The 18,389-nt window shown below is 67.2% G+C and carries 18 protein-coding genes; 7 read left to right on the forward strand and 11 right to left on the reverse strand.

What is annotated here, in order from left to right:
- Positions 1-140: 140 nt before the first annotated feature.
- The 4 genes from G6N46_RS00235 to G6N46_RS00250 all read right to left on the reverse strand — a co-directional run bounded on the left by G6N46_RS00235 (position 141) and on the right by G6N46_RS00250 (position 3,072).
- Complete coding sequence (locus tag G6N46_RS00235) at positions 141-551, reverse strand: hypothetical protein (protein ID WP_138249899.1); 411 nt, start codon at positions 549-551, stop codon at positions 141-143.
- A gap of 135 nt (positions 552-686) precedes the next feature.
- The gene (locus tag G6N46_RS00240; RefSeq protein WP_138249898.1) at positions 687-1,031 is read right to left on the reverse strand and encodes a GerW family sporulation protein; all 345 of its coding nucleotides are present in this window, start codon (positions 1,029-1,031) and stop codon (positions 687-689) included.
- 76 nt (positions 1,032-1,107) lie between these two features.
- Positions 1,108-1,605 (reverse strand): TspO/MBR family protein, encoded by a 498-nt coding sequence (locus G6N46_RS00245; RefSeq protein ID WP_138249897.1) that lies wholly within the window; start codon positions 1,603-1,605, stop codon positions 1,108-1,110.
- Between the two features lie 111 nt (positions 1,606-1,716).
- Entirely contained in the window at positions 1,717-3,072 is a 1,356-nt protein-coding gene (locus G6N46_RS00250; protein WP_138249896.1) for a cryptochrome/photolyase family protein, read from the reverse strand.
- Positions 3,073-3,153: 81 nt separating this feature from the next.
- Between G6N46_RS00250 and G6N46_RS00255 the strand changes: the two genes are divergently transcribed.
- On the forward strand, positions 3,154-3,921 hold the full coding sequence (locus G6N46_RS00255; RefSeq protein ID WP_138249895.1) for a DUF2127 domain-containing protein: 768 nt from the start codon (positions 3,154-3,156) through the stop codon (positions 3,919-3,921).
- A gap of 10 nt (positions 3,922-3,931) precedes the next feature.
- Here G6N46_RS00255 and G6N46_RS00260 read toward each other — a convergent pair whose 3' ends face one another.
- Positions 3,932-5,371 carry an AMP-binding protein gene (locus G6N46_RS00260; protein WP_234880715.1) on the reverse strand — a complete coding sequence of 480 codons (1,440 nt, stop codon included), beginning with the start codon at positions 5,369-5,371 and terminating at the stop codon, positions 3,932-3,934.
- Positions 5,372-5,493: 122 nt separating this feature from the next.
- Positions 5,494-6,510: an NADP-dependent oxidoreductase gene (locus G6N46_RS00265; RefSeq protein ID WP_234880714.1), complete on the reverse strand. Its 1,017-nt coding sequence runs from the start codon at positions 6,508-6,510 to the stop codon at positions 5,494-5,496.
- A gap of 143 nt (positions 6,511-6,653) precedes the next feature.
- Here G6N46_RS00265 and G6N46_RS00270 point away from each other — a divergent pair, with 143 nt between their 5' ends.
- The 4 genes from G6N46_RS00270 to G6N46_RS00285 all read left to right on the forward strand — a co-directional run bounded on the left by G6N46_RS00270 (position 6,654) and on the right by G6N46_RS00285 (position 10,057).
- Positions 6,654-7,169 (forward strand): WXG100 family type VII secretion target, encoded by a 516-nt coding sequence (locus G6N46_RS00270; protein WP_138249894.1) that lies wholly within the window; start codon positions 6,654-6,656, stop codon positions 7,167-7,169.
- Positions 7,166-8,347: a type VII secretion target gene (locus G6N46_RS00275; protein WP_138249893.1), complete on the forward strand. Its 1,182-nt coding sequence runs from the start codon at positions 7,166-7,168 to the stop codon at positions 8,345-8,347. The genes G6N46_RS00270 and G6N46_RS00275 overlap by 4 nt, the downstream gene beginning before the upstream one ends.
- Positions 8,348-8,451: 104 nt before the next feature.
- The gene (locus G6N46_RS00280) at positions 8,452-9,351 is read left to right on the forward strand and encodes a hypothetical protein (RefSeq protein WP_138249892.1); all 900 of its coding nucleotides are present in this window, start codon (positions 8,452-8,454) and stop codon (positions 9,349-9,351) included.
- A 64-nt stretch (positions 9,352-9,415) separates the two neighbouring features.
- Complete coding sequence (locus G6N46_RS00285; protein WP_138249891.1) at positions 9,416-10,057, forward strand: nucleoside/nucleotide kinase family protein; 642 nt, start codon at positions 9,416-9,418, stop codon at positions 10,055-10,057.
- Between the two features lie 9 nt (positions 10,058-10,066).
- Here G6N46_RS00285 and G6N46_RS00290 read toward each other — a convergent pair whose 3' ends face one another.
- On the reverse strand, positions 10,067-10,927 hold the full coding sequence (locus tag G6N46_RS00290; RefSeq protein ID WP_174814004.1) for an AraC family transcriptional regulator: 861 nt from the start codon (positions 10,925-10,927) through the stop codon (positions 10,067-10,069).
- Positions 10,928-10,976: 49 nt separating this feature from the next.
- On the opposite strand from G6N46_RS00290, the gene G6N46_RS00295 reads away from it, so the two are divergent.
- Positions 10,977-12,239 (forward strand): amidohydrolase family protein, encoded by a 1,263-nt coding sequence (locus G6N46_RS00295; RefSeq protein ID WP_064860411.1) that lies wholly within the window; start codon positions 10,977-10,979, stop codon positions 12,237-12,239.
- Positions 12,240-12,292: 53 nt separating this feature from the next.
- On the opposite strand, the gene G6N46_RS00300 is transcribed toward G6N46_RS00295, so the two are convergent.
- The 3 genes from G6N46_RS00300 to G6N46_RS00310 form a co-directional block, all read right to left on the reverse strand.
- Positions 12,293-13,417, reverse strand: coding sequence for an acyl-CoA dehydrogenase family protein (locus G6N46_RS00300; RefSeq protein ID WP_064860412.1), 1,125 nt, complete (start codon positions 13,415-13,417; stop codon positions 12,293-12,295).
- The gene (locus tag G6N46_RS00305) at positions 13,418-14,650 is read right to left on the reverse strand and encodes an acyl-CoA dehydrogenase family protein (protein WP_064860413.1); all 1,233 of its coding nucleotides are present in this window, start codon (positions 14,648-14,650) and stop codon (positions 13,418-13,420) included.
- A gap of 72 nt (positions 14,651-14,722) precedes the next feature.
- On the reverse strand, positions 14,723-15,388 hold the full coding sequence (locus G6N46_RS00310) for a ScbR family autoregulator-binding transcription factor (RefSeq protein ID WP_061009914.1): 666 nt from the start codon (positions 15,386-15,388) through the stop codon (positions 14,723-14,725).
- A 186-nt stretch (positions 15,389-15,574) separates the two neighbouring features.
- Here G6N46_RS00310 and G6N46_RS00315 point away from each other — a divergent pair, with 186 nt between their 5' ends.
- Positions 15,575-16,477, forward strand: coding sequence for a hypothetical protein (locus tag G6N46_RS00315; protein WP_131808831.1), 903 nt, complete (start codon positions 15,575-15,577; stop codon positions 16,475-16,477).
- 11 nt (positions 16,478-16,488) lie between these two features.
- Here the strand turns inward: G6N46_RS00315 and G6N46_RS00320 are convergent, their stop codons facing one another.
- Positions 16,489-18,378, reverse strand: a complete 1,890-nt coding sequence (locus G6N46_RS00320; RefSeq protein ID WP_138249890.1) for a putative bifunctional diguanylate cyclase/phosphodiesterase — start codon at positions 18,376-18,378, stop codon at positions 16,489-16,491.
- Positions 18,379-18,389 lie beyond the last annotated feature (11 nt).

Consider the following 18,389-nt stretch of genomic DNA (forward strand, 5'->3'; position numbering starts at 1 on the left):
CGGATTTAGCATTTCCGCCTGGGATACAGCTGGGAGTATCCGTAGAGTTTCCGGGGATTTGATGGCTGCCGATTGGTCGGTAGTCCCGCCGCGGGCCGCCACCCCGTCAGATCGACGGGGTGGCGGCCGCTTGGTGCGTGCTAGAGGCGAATGAACGCACTGCCCTGCATGTCCCAGACGCCCCAAGCGCCCAGGTCAGGGTTCCAGACCACCTGCATACCGGTGGCCCAGTCCGGGAGCGCCGGTGCCGGTGGAGTACCCATCGGCGGGACCACCGGGACCAGGACCCACGACGGCGTCGCGGTGAACGGGATCCGGTCCTGCGGCATCGGGCCGCCGTGTCCCGGAGGCGGCAGGTAGCCGTGTCCCGGCGGGAGCGGATTGCCGGGTGTGCCGGCATTCACGCCAGGTCCCGTCATGCCGGGAACCGGCGGAGGCGGCGGCATCGGGGTGTGCGGATCTGCCTGCGCGAGGCCGGCGCCGACGCCGAGGCCCGCCAGACCAAGCATGCTGGTAGCGACTGCACGCGCTGCGGTCTTCTTCAAGGTCATGGGTTGAACTCCTTGCGTGTGCTCGTGATGAAAGAGGAATCGCTCTTCCGCGCTGTCCCGCGGCAGAACAACTCCACGACCCCCGCAACACCAGATACCCGGGAGCGGACTCGCGAAACCACGCAATGTGGGGAGCTATGAATTGAATCGGCGCCGACCCGGCGCCAGATGCCCGTGCTGGGACAGGTCCGGCCACGGCGGGCGCCGCAGCAACGCAAGGCAGCCGATCGTCGCGGCCACCAGGCCCGTCACGACGCCGACCAACGCGATCCGGTCCGCATCGACGGCGGGCACCCAGGTCGTGCCGCTGTCGCGGATGACGAAGACGCCCAGTGGTTTTGCCGTCGTTCCGGTGCCGCCGTGACTGACCTTGGCGACGGGAATCACAGTCGATCCATCGGGCGTGTGGTACGGCTCGGCGAACACCCGCCCTGACGCGTCATCGGCGAACTGGTCGAGAAAAGCTTCCGGATTCGGCAACCTGGCCTCCGCATGGATCGGGCGTGGATGCTCGCCAGCGTAGGTCGATGCCCCGGTGAGTGCCAGACCTCCGCGGCTATGACCGGCCGGCTCGGCGGTTCAGCTGCCGGATGTGCCCGCACAACACGGTGGCGAAGGCGCACCACAGCGGATACAGCGCCAGTGGTGCGGCTCGCCCGCCGAGTGCGTCGACGGCCCGCCGTGTCAGATCGGCGCTGCTCACCGTCAGCGCGGCGCTGACCACTGTCGCCGTGCCGAACCGGCGGCGGTTGAAGAACAACCAGGACCACGCGGCGTTGAGAACCAGGTTCAGTGCGAGCCCGTTCCGGTAGGCGTTTCGCTCGATGGCGCGGCCGGTTGCCCCCAATTCGTCGATCGTGGCGCCCGACACCACCGCGATGTCCGCGTACAGCGCCGGCCAGACCACCGGGAATACCTGACGCGGCGGTTGATAGGCCGGCTTGCGCAGCTGCGCATACCAACTCGATCGGACCGCCGGCGTTGTTGCCGCGCCGCCGGCCGCCGCGGTGGCAACGGCCGCGAGTCCGGTGACCAGCAAGGTGGTGATGCGCATGAAAAACCTTCCTTCAACACATGAAAACAGCTATGGCACTGGCCAATTCACATACCCGGAATTCGATGCCGCCACACCCCCGCGCTCCGCACGGTTTTCGCTGATTGCGGACTACGTGCCGCGGCCGCTGAGTGCTTGATAGCGCCGGAGGGCTTCGGCACGTTCTTCGCCGTGATCGACGATCGCCGCCGGGTAGTCCGCCGGGCGCGATCCAGATTTGAGGTGGGCGTCGGCGGCGTCGGCCAACTCGGGAACCCAGCGGCGGACGTAGGCGCCGGTGGGGTCGAATTTCTGCCCCTGCGCTGTCGGATTGAAGACCCGGAAGTACGGCGCGGCATCGGTGCCGCTGCCCGCGCACCATTGCCAGCCATGCTGGTTGTTGGCGATGTCGGCGTCGACGAGCTGCTCCATGAACCAGCGGGCCCCCCACTGCCACGGCAGGTGCAGGTCTTTGACCAGAAAGGACGCCGCGATCATCCGTACCCGGTTGGGCATGAAACCGGTCTGCCGCAGTTGCCGCATGCCGGCATCGACGAATGGAAACCCGGTCTGTCCGGCCTTCCAGGCTTCGAAGAGTCGCTCGGCCTCGTCGTCGGCATCGGTCTCGATGGCGTCGAAGTCACGGTTCCAGTTGTGCCAGGCGCTGTCCGGCCAGCGGTGCAGCACCGCGGCGTAGAAGTCACGAAAAGCGAGCTGGCGCAAGTACGCGGTGTGGCTGCCGTGGTTCAGGTCGAGATCGGCGGCCATGGTGCGCGGGTGAATGGTGCCGAACTTCAGGTGCACCGACATCTGACTGGTGCCGTCGACACCGGGCAGATCGCGCTGTTCGGCATAGTCATCGAGGCCCGCGTCGACGAATCGCCGCCACTGCCGCAGCGCCGCCTCCTCGCCGCCGGCGAAGCCCGGCAGGGCACCGGTGTCCGGGATGTCCACCGGTTCGGCGGCCGTGGCAGCCAGGCTGCCCGGATCGATCCACTGTGCCGACTGCGCCCCGGTGCCGGCCGGTTGCCGCCAACCGTGATCACGCCAGCGCCGAAAGAAGGGCGTGAAGACCCGGTAGGGGCTGTCGTCGTCTTTGGTGACCCTTCCCGGCGAGACCAGGTACGGGGAGCCCGTGGGAATCAGCGGAATGCCGTCCAGGGCGTCCTGCACCCGGCGGTCACGGCGCCGGCCGAAAGGGGAGAAGTCTGCCGAGACATGCACGGCACCGGCGCCGATCTCGTTGGCGATCAGCGGAATTCGCTCTTCCGGGCGGCCGCGGGTGATCAGCAGCCGGCCGTCGAGCTCGGCGCGCAGCTGCCGCAGACAGTCGCCCAGGAACTGCAGTCGGCGCGGGCCCGGCGACGCCTCGAGGCGCGGGTCGAGCACAAAGCACCCGAGTACGTCACGGTCCTGGTCGATCGCGGCGGCCAGCGCCGGCAGGTCATGCAGCCGCAGGTCGCGACGGAACCACAGTAGGGATGGCATCGGTCCATCTTCTATGAACCGGCGGAACCACCGCGGGCGGATTCACGTGCTCCGCTGCGCTCGTGTCGATACGGTACGGACATGGTGGATTTCGCCCTCCGGTCCTGCGGACTCCGCGGCCATGCCACGTTCGCCCCGGATGAACCGGAGCTGGCCGCCCGTCTGCACGTGCAGACCCCGGTCGGTGAGGCGTGGCGATGCCTGCGGTGTGAGACGTTCGTCGTCGGCCCGCCACGCGGGAAGGGGCCGGCGGAATCGGCACCCGAAGTTCCGCGCGGCCGGCTGCTGCGCGACCGCGTGCTGATGCGGGTGCTGGCCGTCGAGCGCGTGTTTCGATTCCTGCTGTTGGCCGCGATGTCCTACGGCGTCTTCAGGGTGCGGGCGGCACGCGTGCACCTGCGGGACATGTTCGAGAAGGACCTGCCTTTGCTGCGGCCGCTGGCGGACCAGATCGGCTGGAACATCGATGGCTCGAAGATCATTCGGCATATCAACGATGCCTTCACCATGTCGGGCACGACCCTGTTGTGGATCGGGATCGGCATCGCGGTGTATGCGCTGATCGAGTTGGTGGAAGCCGTTGGGCTGTGGGGGATGTGGCGCTGGGGAGAGTACTTCGCGGTGGTGGCCACCGGTATCTTCCTGCCACTGGAGATTTACGAGCTGACCGAGAAGGTCACCGCGTTGCGGGTGGCGATGCTGCTGGTGAACATCATCGCCGTGTTGTGGTTGTTGTGGAGCAAGAGGCTGTTCGGCCTCAACGGCGGTGGTGCGGCGTACCGCCGGGAGCACGAGACCGAGAGCCTGATGAGCGTCGAGCGGGCAGGCCTGGCGACGACCGCGCCTTGAGCAGTCCGGGCTAGTCGGTGAACCGTGCCCGGAGTTGTTCGCGCAGAATCTGTTTCGCGATCTTGCCGTTGGTCGTGAGGGGTAGCGCGTCGGCGAACACGACGTGCCGGGGGCGCTTGAAGGCCGCGATGCGTTCCCGCACGTGCGCGGTGAGGACGTCCGCGTCAGGCTGCGTGCCGGCGGTGGGCACGACGACCGCGCAGATCGCCTCGCCCCAATACGGATCGGGAACTCCCACGACCGCAACATGATCCACGTCGGGGTGCGATGACAGCACGTCTTCGACTTCCCGGGAGGACACGTTCTCGCCGCCGGTGATGATGACGTCCTTCAGCCGGTCGGAGACCACGAGCCGGCCCGCGCCGTCGACGTATCCGACGTCGCCGGTGTGCAACCAGCCGTCGTCGGTCGTGGGCGTGTCGGGCCAGTACCGGACCGCCACCTGGTCGCCGCGCACCAGGATTTCGCCGTTCGGCGCGATGCGGATCTGCACACCGGCGTGGGGACGACCGGCGGTGGTGAGCACCGCGGTGTCACCCGCGGCGCCCGCACGATGGTCCTCGGGGCCGAGAAACGTGACGTTGCCGCCGGTTTCGGTCATGCCGTAGCCCTGATGGAATCCCACGTCGAGTCGGTCGAGGGCACGTCGCAACAGGTCGGCGGGGATGGCTGAGGAACCGTAGGCGATGTCGCGCAGCGACGGCAGATCGGTGCCGGTCCGGTCCAGATGGGTCAGCAGGCTGTGCAGCATGGTCGGAGCCAACGAACACGAGGTCACCTGGTACCGGTTCACCGCAGCCGCGAAGGCGTCGGGCCGGAATGCCGCCACCGGCAGCACCGTCGACCGGGCACCGTGGTGCACCAGCATGTTGTACCCGGCGATATGGCACATGGGAAAAGGCAGCAGATAGACGCCGCCCGGGCGGACCGACCTGCCGGCGATGCTGCCCCGAACCGCCGCGGTGATCGAACGGTGCGTGTGCACAACACCTTTCGGCGTTCCCGTGGACCCGCTGGTGAACAGCAGCCAGACGGGGTCGTCGGCGTCCGGCTCGTCGGGCACGGGCCATGCGGCCGATTGCGTTGCCGCAGTCCACTCTTCGCTGTCGAATGAGATTGTCTCGGGCCGGTTCAGGGTCCCCAGATAGCGGCCGTCACCCAGAATCAGGGTGGGAGCCGCGGTGGCCAGTTGCGCGGTCTGCTCGTCGGCACTGAGCCGCTGATTGATCAGGACGAGGATGCATCCGGCGCGGGGCACCGCGTAGTAGAGCGTCGCGTAATCCGGGCCGTTGTCGGCGATCACCGCGACGTGGTCGCCGCGCGTCGTTCGGGACGCGATCCAGCCGGCGACCGCCGCGATCGACCGGTCGAATTGCGCGAACGTCGTGACGGCGCCGTCCTCGGCGATGAGAGCAGGACGATCGGGTACCGCGGCAGCCGCGTCGGACACCAGGTGATGGAGCAATTCACCGTGCCCCACAACGCCTCCCGTGCCTCGACCTGAATGTCCGCATCACGCTACCAGCCCGGATATCGGATATGTCTCCGTCCCAAGGGCTTTGGCCGGACGGCTCAGTGGGGACGCGTGGCGAGGATGACCTTGCCGCGGACATGACCGGCCTCGACGAGGCGGTGCGCGTCAGCCACCTTCGACAGCGGCAGTACCTCGGTTTCCGGCGGCCGGATCACGCCCCTGGCGCACAGTGCGGCCAACTCCATCAGATGCTGGGGCTGGCGCTGGACCACGATCATGTTGGAGACGATCCGCACCCCGCGCTCGGCAGCACGGGCCACCCGCTCCGCGTCGGCGCGCGAGATGAGCGTCTCGATCTCGACGTAGTTGCCGCCGGGTGCCACCAGCTCCTCGGCATGCGGCAGCAGGGTGTCCAGCCCGACAGCGTCGAGCACCAGATCGACGCCCGACGGGGCCCAGGCCCGCAGCTGCGCGACGACGTCGCCGCCCCGGTAGTCGATGGCCAGCTCAGCGCCGAGCCCGGTGACGTAATCGAAGTTCTTCGGGCTGCACGTCACCGCCACCCGCGCGCCCAGCGCCCGGGCGATCTGGATCGCGGCGCTGCCGACGCCGCCGGCGCCGCCGTTGATCAGGACGGTCTGGCCGTCCCGCAGCCCGCCGGCATCGACCATGCCGCCATAGGCCGTGCTGCCCGCCACCGGCAGTCCCGCGGCGTCGACGTGGCTCCAGCCCGCGGGCAGTGGCGCGAGCAGCTCGGACGATGCGAGGCAGTATTCGGCATACGTGCCGTCTGCACCGTTGCGCTGGTTGGACATTCCGAAGACCTGATCACCCACCTGCCAGCGCGTCACGCCCGGCCCGACCGCCGCGACGACACCGGCCAGGTCGAAGCCCAGCACGAACGGGAAGTGATAGTCGATGTAGGCGGAGAGCTTGCCCTCGCGAGTTTTCCAGTCCGCCGGGTTGACGCTGGTGCAGGCGATCTCGACCAGCACCTCGTCGGCCCCGGGCACCGGGGTCGGCAACTCGGCGGCGTGCAGCACCTCGGGGCCGCCGAACTCGGTCAGCACCATGGCGTGCATGGTGTCCGGCGGGGGAGCGATGTGGGAGGTCATCATTCGGTCTTAGTCGGCCCACAGCGACCGTGGAAGGGCGGTTCCCACTCGGTGACACCCCCGGTCGGGATGCGATTTTTGGTGACGGTGGCCTGCGCCCCGTGGGGGACAATGGAGACACCGATGGGAACGGGGGACGGTCCATGCCGTACACGGTGTCGCAGGTGCTGAATTCCGATCCGGAATCGCTGCTGACCGCATCCCTCGGCGCGCGGGCCGCGGCCCAGCGTGTCGACGCCCAGATCGACCGGGCACGAACACAATTCGCGCACCTGGCCGAGGGCTGGACCGGTACCGCCGCCGATGCCGCGCAGAAGCAGGGCCGCGAATCACTCGATGAGCAGACCGCATATCGGAACCACCTCGATGCCGTGGCCGAGCCGTTGGCGACAGGTGGTGCCCAGCTCATCGAGCTGCGCGCCAATCTCAAAAAGACAGTCGACGCTGCCGAGTCGCAGTGGGACGTCGCCGACGACGGTGGGGTCACGCCGGGCTTCTGGCTCCGCTGGTATTCGCGGGTTTCGCCGGTCCAGGCACTGCAGATCGCGGCCAAGCGGATCGAGGTCGAGAACGCGATCAAACTGCTGCTCGCGAAGTTCGAGGCGGCCGACCGGGACACCGGCTATCAGCTCCGCAAGGTCGGTTGGGAACTGGCATGACCGCGCCGTTGACGGTCGTCGTGGCCTCGTTGCGGGAAACCGCGGCGGAGTTGGCGGACCTGGCCCGCGGGCTGTGCAACGACGGTGGCGGCGCGGCACTCTCCGCCGCCGCGGGCCCGGTGGCCGAACTCGACAGCGGCCAGGCGTGTCGAGAAGTGGGGGCTGCGCTCCTGCGCCGTGCGCAGGTGCTCGGACACGGCATGTCCGCGTTCGCGGGGAAGCTCGATTCGGCTGCGTTCCTTTACGAGCACGGCGACCGGGCAGCCGCCGAACGCATTCCGTTCGACGTGCCGGAAGCGAAGGACGCACGAATCGGAGATGATCCCGGGGAAGCCGGGTACGACCCCGTCAACAAGTACGAAGACGCGCTGCGCGACGCGGGTCTGCTGAGTGGGGACAGCGCCGGGTACTACCGGGAGTGGCTGCAGAATGCGGCGAAAAAGGGTGTGCCGCCTCGGGTCATCGTCGACATCGCGCGGCAGCAGAATCTCACCCCGGCGAGTTTCGACATCCTCGAGGGCCTGCAGCGCGCCGTCGACAACCACCGAACGAGCAGCGATCCCAGCGACGACAACACCTACTTCCTGCTATCCCCGGGGACCAGCGCCGACGACGCCCGCCGGGCAGTGTTGATGACGTACATCCTCAACGCGGGCACCAGCTACACCAAGGGAAACCCGACCACCGACTTCGCCGAGACGCCCTACACCGCTGACGAGGTGCGGCGCATCGCCGACCGGCAGTCGGCGAATTCCTGGAGCTACGAACAGGTTCCGCGACTAGCGGGCAGCGGCGGGCGGTTCGCCACCACGCCCAACGGCATGCTGATGGGGCTGGGCGGCGGGTTCATCCAGAACCAGCTGAGCCAGCAGGCCGGATCCACGTACGGTGACGTGTTCCTGATCAACATCGATCACCCGACGGATGCCGGCGACCAACTCCGCAAGATCATCGGGTCGGGTCAGATGTGGTACGACGGACCCGGCGGCGCGCGCCAGCAGGACATGGACATCGACCGCATCCTGCATCACGAAGAGCGGCACTCGGGACAATGGGCCGCGTTGGGACCGGTGGAATTCGCCAAGCAGTACGCGATCAGTCTGGCCGCCGAAAAGCTCACCGGCCGCCGAAATCCGTTCGAGACCAACGCCGGCGCATCGGACGGGGGCTATTCGTGATCCGGCGAATCCGCTGTCTGGGTGTGGCTTTCGTGACACTGCTGGCGTTGTGCGGCTGTGATCCGCTGGGGAAGCCGTCACTACCGGTTCAATTCGGAGTCCGGGTGACCGACGGACAACTGCGGGTGTGGACCGGCTCACCATGCCGCGGCACGACGGCCGTCGACGTCACCTTCAACACCGATGGCCGCGTCAAGGCGGAACTGAAGCTCGAGGTGCCGCCGTTGCCGGCAGCCGTCGGTTCACGCAAGGCTCCGCCGAACCCCGGCGTCGAAGTCGAGTACCTCACCGTCGGCGGGCCCTACCCAGGGTTCGACGTGGTGACGCCGCTGCCCGCCGGATTCGACTGGCGCACCGCGGACACCGTGTCCGTCTTCCCGCAGTCCCCACGATCATTCGGCGCTGTCAGCAAGCTGGGCGAGGCCATCACGGAGTCGGACCGGCATCCGCCGGACACCTACTGGTTCGAGGGCATCGGTTGGCTCAACCCCGCGGAAGTCGCGGCCCGGGACGGCACGAAGTTCCTGGCGCTCTGTTCACGTGACCCTGCGCAGGGGCGGCAACTGCCAAGGGTTTTCGGGGTGCGGGTCACCGACGGGACGTTGCGAATCTGGCCCGGCCGCTACTGCGGTCCGGTGGACGGCGTGATCCTGACATTCCAGCCCGGTCAGACGGATCTGGTACTGGCTGCCGACTCACGCAATGCCGTACCGTTCGACTCCCTGACCGCCACCGGGCCGTATCCGGGCTTCGCGGTGATCCGGCCGCTGCCCGGCGGATTCGACTGGCGGACCCGGAAAACGGTGCTGCTGCGGGTCTACCGCAGCAGCGGGGAGCCGGAGACCACCACAACCGACCTCGGCCCGGCCGTCACCGAGTCGGGCCGGCATGCAGCGGATACCTACTGGTTCCAGGGATTCGGCTGGTTGAGTCCCGCTGACGTCGCAGGCAAGGACGGCACGGAGCTGTTGACCGCGTGTGCGCCCGAGCCGCAGCACCGGTGACATTGCCGGTATCGCGCGCCGCACGTCTTCGACTTGGCCGCGCCGACCGGCTAATGTCCGCGCCATGGCCCGGTTGACGGACGATGTCGCCCGACTGCTCGAGGAGCGGTCGGGCCGGGTGATCGTCGGTCTGACCGGGCCACCGGGTGTCGGCAAGTCGACCGCGGCCGAGCGGCTCGTCGATGAATTCAATGCCACGCAGCGCGATTTCGCCGCCCTACTGCCCATGGATGGGTTTCACCTCGCCAATGGGCAGCTGGCGCGGCTCGGCCGCAAAGGCCGTAAGGGCGCCCCGGACACCTTCGATGCGGCCGGTTTCCTGGTGGCGCTGGCTCGGGTGCGGGACGCGTATCAAACTGCTGATGTCTATGTGCCACGGTTCGATCGGGCGCTCGAGGAGTCCGTGGCGGCCGGTCTGGTTGTGCCCGCGGCGGCCCGGCTCGTGGTCACGGAGGGGAACTATCTGGCGTTGCCGTCCCACGGCTTTTCCGGGGCGCGGGAGTTGATCGATGGGCTGTACTACCTCAGGGGCGCCGACGACGTGCGGCGGCAGCGGCTGCTCGCGCGCCACATCGCCGGCGGGCGGAGTTTGATCGCGGCCGAGCACTGGGTGCGTGCGGTCGACGAGCCGAACGCGCGGTTGATCGCCGAGACCGAGGCGCGATGTGATCGCACCTGGGATATCGATGACGGCGACCGGCCGTGATCGCGACCCTTACCGGGCCTCGCGCGGCGGGCGCGCCGTCTCCGCGGTCTGGCGCCGGTAACCCGACGGTGATCGCCCGCTGAACTGGGTGAAGCAGCGGGTGAACGCGCTCAGGCTCTCGAAGCCGACCGCGGTGGCAGTGGCCTGCACCGACTGTCCCGGTTCTGTCAGCAATGCCATCGCCCGGAGCATCCGGGCGTTGAGAAGGTAAGTCCGCCAAGACAATCCGATGGACTCCTGGAACAGCCGGCGCAGCGTGCGTTCAGATACCGAGACCGCGCGGCTCACCTGTTCGGCCGTTGCCGAAGCGAGATGCGCCTTCGTATAGGCCATTGCCGCGGCGACGATCGGGTGCTCGGACGTCGGCAGGCTCAGCGGTGCTTCGTGGTCCAGCGCCTCGACCACGAGATGTGCCAGGGTGCGAAAGAACCCGTCCGAGACGGCATCGCCGTCCGGCCGGTCGATGGGCCACCGCAACGCGTAGATCATCATCTCGCGGATCAGCGGGGAAACGGCGATGATGCGAGCCCGGTCCGACCGGTCCGAGATCAGGCCGGGATCGAACATCACGGCAACGGTCTGGACGTCGGGATTCATCACCGCCTGATGGGGCAGGCCGGCCGGTATCCAGGCGGCCTGTTGCGGCGGCAGCAGATAGTGGGCGACATCGGTTTCCACCTCGACGAGGCCGTGCAGCGCGTATTCGATCTGGTGCACCTCGTGCGAGTGCCAGCCGGTGATCAGCGCGTCGCCCTCGTAGAGGTAGCTGCCGCCGAGGGCGCGGCCGCCGCGGCGCAGCTCGATCACCGGCCGCGCGGGCATCTTGGCCGTTTGAGATAAACCTCTGTCCGAAAGTGCAGAGACGGTCACGCCTCTAGACGGTACTACTGAGTGTGCAGTCGCGGACGTGAGGAGCAATGTGAATACCGACGACCTGATCCTGGTGAGCATCGATGACCATGTTGTGGAGCCGCCCGACATGTTCGTCAACCATGTTCCGGACAAGTACAAGCCCGAGGCGCCGATCGTCGTCACCGACGACAAGGGCGTCGACCAGTGGATGTACCAGGGCCGCCCCCAAGGAGTGAGCGGGCTCAATGCCGTGGTCTCCTGGCCGGCCGAGGAGTGGGGTCGCGATCCTGCCGGGTTCGCCGAGATGCGTCCCGGCGTCTACGACGTGCACGAGCGGGTACGCGACATGAACCGCAACGGCATCCTGGCCTCGATGTGCTTCCCGACCTTCACCGGTTTCTCCGCCCGGCACCTGAACATGCACCGCGAAGAGGCCACCCTGGTGATGGTCTCGGCCTACAACGACTGGCATATCGATGAATGGGCCGGTTCGTACCCGGACCGGTTCATCCCCATCGCGATCCTGCCGACGTGGAACCCCGAGGCGATGTGCCGTGAGATCCGTCGCGTCGCCGCGAAAGGGTGCCGGGCGGTGACGATGCCCGAGTTGCCGCACCTGGAAGGCCTGCCGAGCTACTTCGACGAAGACTACTGGGGCCCGGTGTTCCGTACCCTGTCGGAAGAGAACGTCGTGATGTGCCTGCACATCGGCACCGGTTTCGGCGCGATCTCGATGGCCAAGGACGCCCCGATCGACAATCTGATCATCCTGGCCACGCAGGTCTCTGCGATGTGCGCCCAGGACCTGCTGTGGGGCCCGGCGATGCGCAACTACCCGGACCTGAAATTCGCGTTCTCCGAAGGCGGTATCGGTTGGATCCCGTTCTATCTGGATCGCAGCGACCGGCACTACACCAACCAGAAATGGCTGCGCCGCGACTTCGGGGACAAGCTGCCCAGTGACGTCTTCCGTGAGCATTCGCTGGCGTGCTACGTCACCGACAAGACGTCGCTGAAGCTGCGCCACGAGATCGGTATCGACATCATCGCCTGGGAGTGCGACTATCCGCACTCGGACTGCTTCTGGCCCGATGCGCCCGAGCAGGTGCTGGCCGAGTTGAATGCCGCGGGCGCAAGCGATTCCGACATCGACAAGATCACCTGGCAGAACTCCTGCCGGTTCTTCGGCTGGGACCCGTTCAAGTTGACCCCGAAGGACCAGGCGACGGCGGGTGCCCTGCGCGCCAAAGCCGTCGACGTCGACACGTCGATCCGGCCGCGCGCCGAGTGGGCAAAGCTGTACGCGCAGAAGCAGATGACGCTCACCTGATCCGGTCCGGCCGGATCAGGTGAGGGCACACCCAGAGTTGCGCGGCGCCGAACTCAGCCGCGGGTCAGTTCTGCGTAGCGGGTCACGTGGTGGTCGGTGGAGCCGTATTCGTACTGAACGGCGGTGAGCCGCTTGAAGTAGTGGCCGATGGCGAGCTCTTCGGTCATACCCATGCCGCCGTGCAGCTGTACGGCGTTCTGGCCGATGAACCGTGCGGCGCGGCCGACGGTGGCCTTGGCCGCGGAAACCGCGCGTGCCCGGGTGTGCGCGTCGGCTTCCAGGTTGAGCACGGCAAGGTACACCGCCGACACGGACTGTTCGAGCTCCATGTGCATGTCGACCATGCGATGCTGCAGGGCCTGGAAGCTGCCGATCGGCTGGCCGAACTGCTGGCGCTGCTTGGCGTATTCGACGGTGTCCGCCAACGCCTTCCGCATGTTGCCGACGGCTTCGGCGCACACGGCGGCGGCGCCCTCGTCGCGGGCCTGGGCGATCGACGGCCACGCCTCGCCCTCGGCGCCGAGGAGCGCGTCGCCCGGCAGCCGGACGTCGCGGAGTTCCAGGTCGGCGGCCCGACGGTCGTCGACGGTGCGGTAGCTGTGCATTACCAGCCCCTCGCGGGGCTCGGAGATGTCGACCAGGAACAGTGAGATGCCGCCGGGTGTCTGTGCGGTGACGAGCAGGTGGGTGGCCAACGGCGCGTTGACCACCATGATCTTGTCGCCGCGCAGCACCCAGTCGTCGCCGTCGCGGGAGGCGGTGGTCTGGACGTCCTGCCACCGGTCGCCGCTGTGGGCCTCGGCCGCGGCAAGCGCGACAACGGCTGTGCCGGAGGCGATTTCCGCCAAGATGGGGCCGGCAACCGGGCTACCGGATCGCAGCAACAGACCGGCTGCGACCACCGCGGTGTCCACGTACGGTTCGATGACCAGGGCGTGACCCAGCGCTTCGGCGATCAGCATGACCTCGACGGGCCCGCCGCCGATGCCACCCGCGTCTTCCGGCAGCGCGGCGCCGAGGATGCCGAGTTCCTCGGCGAACGACTGCCAGATGTCAGGCTGCCAACCGGGCCCCGATTTCGCTGCTGCCCGGCTGGTTTCGAGGTCATACCGGCCGGCCAGGAACTTGGACAGGCCGTCCCGGAGAAGTTCCTGTTCCGCGGAGAAGGTGAAGTCCATCTACAGCCCCAATTCTGCTTTGGCGAGGATATTGCGCTGAATTTCGTTGCTGCCGGCGTAGATCGAGCCGGCGCGGTCGTTGAAATACCGCAGCGGCGCGACCGCCTGCCATGCCTCGCCGCTGACGTAACCGTCTGGGGGAGGGGCGAATTCGGCCACCGGTCCACCGGGACGGGTGGCATGCGGCTGGTACGCCCGGCCGCGGGGGCCGGCGGCCTCCATGGCGAGTTCGGTCAGGGTCTGGCTCAACTCGGTGGAGAGCACCTTCAGCATCGACGACGCTGCGCCCGGATGTCCGCCGCCGGCCAGCGCGGCCAGCACGCGGTATTCGAGAATCTCGAGCACTTCGGTGCGGATTCGCGCATCGGCGAGCTTGCGCGAGAACGCGGCATCGTCGAGCAGCACGCCGCCCTCGGGGCCCGGCGCGTGCGCCGCCGCCGTGGCGATCTCGTCGGCCAGCACCTGCAGGCCCGGGGCGGCCGCACCGCCGCCGCGTTCGAATTCGAGCAGGTACTTCGCGACGGTCCAGCCGTCGTCGATCTGCCCGATGACGTTGCTCTTGGGCACCCGGACCTCGTCGAAGAAGACCTGGTTCTGGACCTCTTCGCCCGACGTCATGACCAGTGGCCGGATTTCGATACCGGGTGTGCTCATGTCGATCAGGACGAAGGTGATGCCCTGCTGCTTCTTGGCGGTGCGGGTGGTGCGCACCAGTGCGAACATCCAGTTCGCCTCGGTGGCGTGGGTGGTCCAGATCTTGCTGCCGGTGCACACCAGGTCGTCGCCGTCGGAAGCGGCGGCCATGGTCAGGGCGGCCAGGTCGGACCCGGCCTCGGGTTCGGAGTAGCCCTGGCAGAAGAAGACCTCGCCGGTCAGGATGCGGGGCAGGAAGTAGTCCTTCTGTTCGGCAGTGCCGAACCGGATGATCGCGTGTGCCACCATCCGGATGCCCATCGGGGACAGCGACGGCGCCCCGGCCAGGATCGACTCCCGGCTGAAGATGTAGTGCTGGGTCAAGCTCCAATCGCAGCCGCCGTACTCCACCGGCCAGGCCGGCGCCGCCCAGCCGCGCTCGTGCAGGATGCGCTGCCAGTCCAGGCTCGCGTCGTGATCGCTGTACACGCTGGTCATCAGGCGACCGGCTTCTTGGATGTCCGGTGTCAGATTTTCCTGCAGAAACGTGCGTACTTCATCGCGGAATGCCAGATCACTGGCCGACCAATTGAGGTCCATGCAGACTCCTCTGTCGCTTGGGCTGATGGCAGCCTAGCAACAAAGAAGTGAACTTAGTTAGCGATGTGGGTTTCAGGTGGTGGTCTGCTCCACGGTGTTCGTCTGTCGCGTGGATGCGGCCGCCATGAAGGCAAGATGGCGGTCGAGCGAGTCCGCGGTCACGATCGCCGGCATCAGAACGCGCCACTGCCTGGCGAACCGCTCCCGGAGATCGTTGCCGTCGGACGCGGCGCTTGACATCAACTCCGCGCCGAGGATCCAGGCCACCAGCGTGTTGGCGACGTCGGCGGGGTCCGCGCCCGGGCGCAGGTCGCCGTCTGTTTCGGCGCGCTTGATGTCCGAGGTGAACTGGTCGACGAAGTTCACGTAACTGTGTCGCGCCGTCGGGTTGAAGCCGGCGAACGTGCGCAGCAGTTTGGTCCCCGCTTGGGCGGTCCGGTTGGTCGCCAACAGGTCGCTGGTGGTGAAGGTGCCGACGATCAGTGATTCCATGGCGCTGTGCTCGGAGTCCCGTGCGGACTGGAACACGTTGTGCAGCAGAACCATTGCCTCTTCGATGATGACAGTGGCCAGTGCTTCTTTGGAGTCGAAGTGATAGTAGAGCGCGCCCTTGGTCAGCTCGGCGCGTTCGATGATGTCAGCCAATCCCGCGGCGGGATAACCGATCTCGTTGATCAAATCGACAGCAGAGTCAATGATCTTGCGTCGGGTCACTTCGGATCGCGGCTGGCGCCCCATTCGTCGATCACCTTCCGTCAGCGCGCGTTCTGTGGCTAGCCCCCCGGAATCATCCTAAGGGTGCCATAACGTAGGCCGTTGTTGGTGTCGTTCATTCCGAGAGTATGTAAAGTAGCCGCACGGCGAAATCGATCCCTGGCTGTCGGATTGTTGCAATTCGCTGCCGCTTAACTCAGGGATTTCAGGTTGGATTGGGACGCAGAAGTTGACGTGCTGTGCGTCGGCGCCGGTATCGGTGGCCTGGCGACAGCCATTGCCGCGGTCGACGCCGCCGCAGATGTGATGGTTGCCGGAGCGCTGCACGCCGATGACGGGCGCTGGCTGCGCGGCGATGATGTGCATTGCGTCACTCTGGGCGCCACGCTCGACGCAAGGATCGACGAGTTCGGCGTACCGCGAGGGATTCCCGACGACGAGCCCGCCCCGGAAGCCGGCGGACCCGGCGAAGTCGAAGCGGCCGAGCCCGACCTCGGCGAGCAGCTCGACGCCACCGCCGTCTATTTCGCTGCGGTGACCGCCGAAGTCGATGACGCGGCCGAACCGCCGTCGGACGGCGCTTCGGTGCCGGCCCGTGTCGTGCGCGAGCTGACGGAGTCCGAGACGCACACGCGCACCATCGAGACGTTCTTCGGCGCGGGACTGCTCGACTGGGCCCGGGTGTGCCTGGATTCGGCCACCGGCGCGCTCTACAGCACGGTTCGCGGCTGGTCCTCGGAGACCCTGCGCGACTCGGCGGGCACGACGCTCCAGCTGTCTTCGCTCGGCGCCATCGAATGGAGCACGGGCGACGGACCGGGCCAATTGTTCGACTGGCTGGCGGCGGCGGCCGCCGAACGCGATATCGCGGTGAGCGCGGCCAGCACGCTGCAGGCGCTGCTGTTCGAAGACCGCCGGATCATCGGAGCCGAACTGAACACACCCGACGGGCCGTACTTCGTACGTGCGCGCCACGGCGTCGTGATCTCGCCCGATTTCACCGGCAAGGGCGCATCCGTCGAGACTGCCGCGGCGCCGGCCGGCGCCCTCGAGGTCTGTATCGTGGGCCTGCCCGCCAGCAGATTCGCCCGCGTGGAACTGGTTGCGCGCTAGCGCGGTTCGGATCACATCTCGCTGGTGAACCGGACCGGTACCCGTCCCTTGCGGTACAGCGTCGCCATCTGGTCGCTCGGCAGCGGCCGCGACAACAGGAAGCCCTGCGCACGGTGACAGCCGAGGCGCAGCAGTGTGGTTGCGGCAGCTGTGGTTTCGACACCCTCGGCGACGATCTGGAGACCGAACGAGTCGGCCAGTGCGATGATCGCCCGGACGATCGCGAGGTCGCCGGGGTTGGAACCCAGATCGGTGACGAAGCTGCGGTCGATCTTGAGGATGTCGACCGGTAGCGACTTGAGATGGGACAGCACGCTGTAGCCGGTGCCGAAGTCGTCGATCGCCAGCCGGACCCCGGTTCTGCGGAGGTCCGCCAGGGTGGCGCGGGAGGACTCGCTGTCCTGGACGACGACGTTCTCGGTGATCTCCAGGCACACCGATCCGCGGTCGAGACCGAATTCGTCGAGGATGTCGGCCACCGACTCGGCGAAGCCGTCGGTCACCAGCTGGACCGGGGAGACGTTGACGCGTAGTTCGAAATCGTCGCGGTCATCGGCATCATCGCTGCCGGATTTCGAAGCCAGGAAGTCCTCGCGCCACCGGGCGAATTCGCGACACGCCGTCCGTAGCACCCAACGGCCCAATTCGCCTGCCAGGTTGATCGATTCGGCGATGCCGATGAATGCGGCCGGCGGGAGCAGCCCGCGCGTGGGATGGTCCCAGCGTACGAGCGCTTCGGTCGCGAGCAGCTTCCCGGTGCGCATGTCGATTTCCGGTAGGTAATTGAGCAGCAGTGCGCCATTCTCGATGACGTCCTGCAGATGTAGCTCGATATCGTTGCGGTAGGCCGTTTCCAGGGACATCGCGGTGGTGAACACCGCGACGCGGTCCCCGCCCGCCGACTTCGCGCTCAATACGGCCTGGTCGGCCCGGCGCAACAGGTCGGAGGAGGTGTCGGAGCCCGGAATACCCGAAGCGACGCCGACACTCACTGCCCGCGTGAGCCGTTCACCGTCGATCCAGACGCGGCGCCGCAGTGAGTCCTGAAGCTGGTAGGCGAGGGCTTCGGCCTTGCTCGCGGATATCGGCTCGGCCGGGACGACGACGAACTCGTCACCGCCGAGCCGGGCGATCACGGTCTTGCTGTCGACCCCTTCGGTGAGGCGCTGGGCGAAGACGCGGATGAACGAATCTCCCGCGCTGTGCCCCAGGTAGTCATTGATGGCCTTGAGCCGATCGAGGTCGAAGAAGAGCGCGGTCACCGGGCCGGGTTGTCCCGGCTGCAACCGGGCATCGAGGTGGGCGATGAGGGCGCGCCGGTTGTTCAGACCGGTCAGATCGTCGTGTTCGGCCAGGTACCGGAGCTGCTCTTCGGCGAGTACCCGAGATTGGGCCTGGGTCAACAGCGAAGCGATGGCCTGCAGCGCGTTGATCTCCTCGGTGACCCACTCCCGGTTGCCGTACTTGACGAAGCCCAGCGCGCCGGTGGTTCGTTCGCCGGACACCAAAGGTGTTGCTGCCAGTGATATCTGGGGGACGTTGCGGTCCGCCTCGATGCGGCGCTGGTAGTCGTCCGGTTCCGGGTCGGGGCGCACGATCAGCGGCGTCTTGCGGTGCTCGGTCTCTGCGAAGACCGGGTCGGCGTCGGCGAAGTACACCACGCGCAGGGGGTCGGGGTCCGGAATCTCCGGCCGCAGTGGCCATTCCGCGACGAGGATCGAAGCACCGATCTCATGGTCGTTGCGACGCAGGAAGCTGACGTCGACCTCGAAGTAGTTGACGAGGATTTCCAGAACGTCTGTGTACACCTTGGTGGAGTTGCCGGAATCGGCGGCCATCAACCGCGTCGCAACCTCTGTGACCACGCGATCCAGTGAAGGGGGAGACTCGTCGATGGACATGAGACGCTCAG

Source organism: Mycolicibacterium phocaicum (assembly GCF_010731115.1).
In the GTDB taxonomy this organism is placed as follows: domain Bacteria; phylum Actinomycetota; class Actinomycetes; order Mycobacteriales; family Mycobacteriaceae; genus Mycobacterium; species Mycobacterium phocaicum.

Excerpts from the sequence above, each read along its gene's own strand:
- G6N46_RS00235 (WP_138249899.1), bottom strand. The coding sequence starts at position 551 with ATGACCTTGAAGAAGACCGCAGCGCGTGCAGTCGCTACCAGCATGCTT.
- G6N46_RS00245 (WP_138249897.1), bottom strand. The coding sequence starts at position 1,605 with ATGCGCATCACCACCTTGCTGGTCACCGGACTCGCGGCCGTTGCCACC.
- G6N46_RS00250 (WP_138249896.1), bottom strand. The coding sequence starts at position 3,072 with ATGCCATCCCTACTGTGGTTCCGTCGCGACCTGCGGCTGCATGACCTG.
- G6N46_RS00255 (WP_138249895.1), top strand. The coding sequence starts at position 3,154 with ATGGTGGATTTCGCCCTCCGGTCCTGCGGACTCCGCGGCCATGCCACG.
- G6N46_RS00265 (WP_234880714.1), bottom strand. The coding sequence starts at position 6,510 with ATGACCTCCCACATCGCTCCCCCGCCGGACACCATGCACGCCATGGTG.
- G6N46_RS00270 (WP_138249894.1), top strand. The coding sequence starts at position 6,654 with ATGCCGTACACGGTGTCGCAGGTGCTGAATTCCGATCCGGAATCGCTG.
- G6N46_RS00275 (WP_138249893.1), top strand. The coding sequence starts at position 7,166 with ATGACCGCGCCGTTGACGGTCGTCGTGGCCTCGTTGCGGGAAACCGCG.
- G6N46_RS00285 (WP_138249891.1), top strand. The coding sequence starts at position 9,416 with ATGGCCCGGTTGACGGACGATGTCGCCCGACTGCTCGAGGAGCGGTCG.
- G6N46_RS00300 (WP_064860412.1), bottom strand. The coding sequence starts at position 13,417 with ATGGACTTCACCTTCTCCGCGGAACAGGAACTTCTCCGGGACGGCCTG.
- G6N46_RS00305 (WP_064860413.1), bottom strand. The coding sequence starts at position 14,650 with ATGGACCTCAATTGGTCGGCCAGTGATCTGGCATTCCGCGATGAAGTA.
- G6N46_RS00310 (WP_061009914.1), bottom strand. The coding sequence starts at position 15,388 with ATGGGGCGCCAGCCGCGATCCGAAGTGACCCGACGCAAGATCATTGAC.
- G6N46_RS00320 (WP_138249890.1), bottom strand. The coding sequence starts at position 18,378 with ATGTCCATCGACGAGTCTCCCCCTTCACTGGATCGCGTGGTCACAGAG.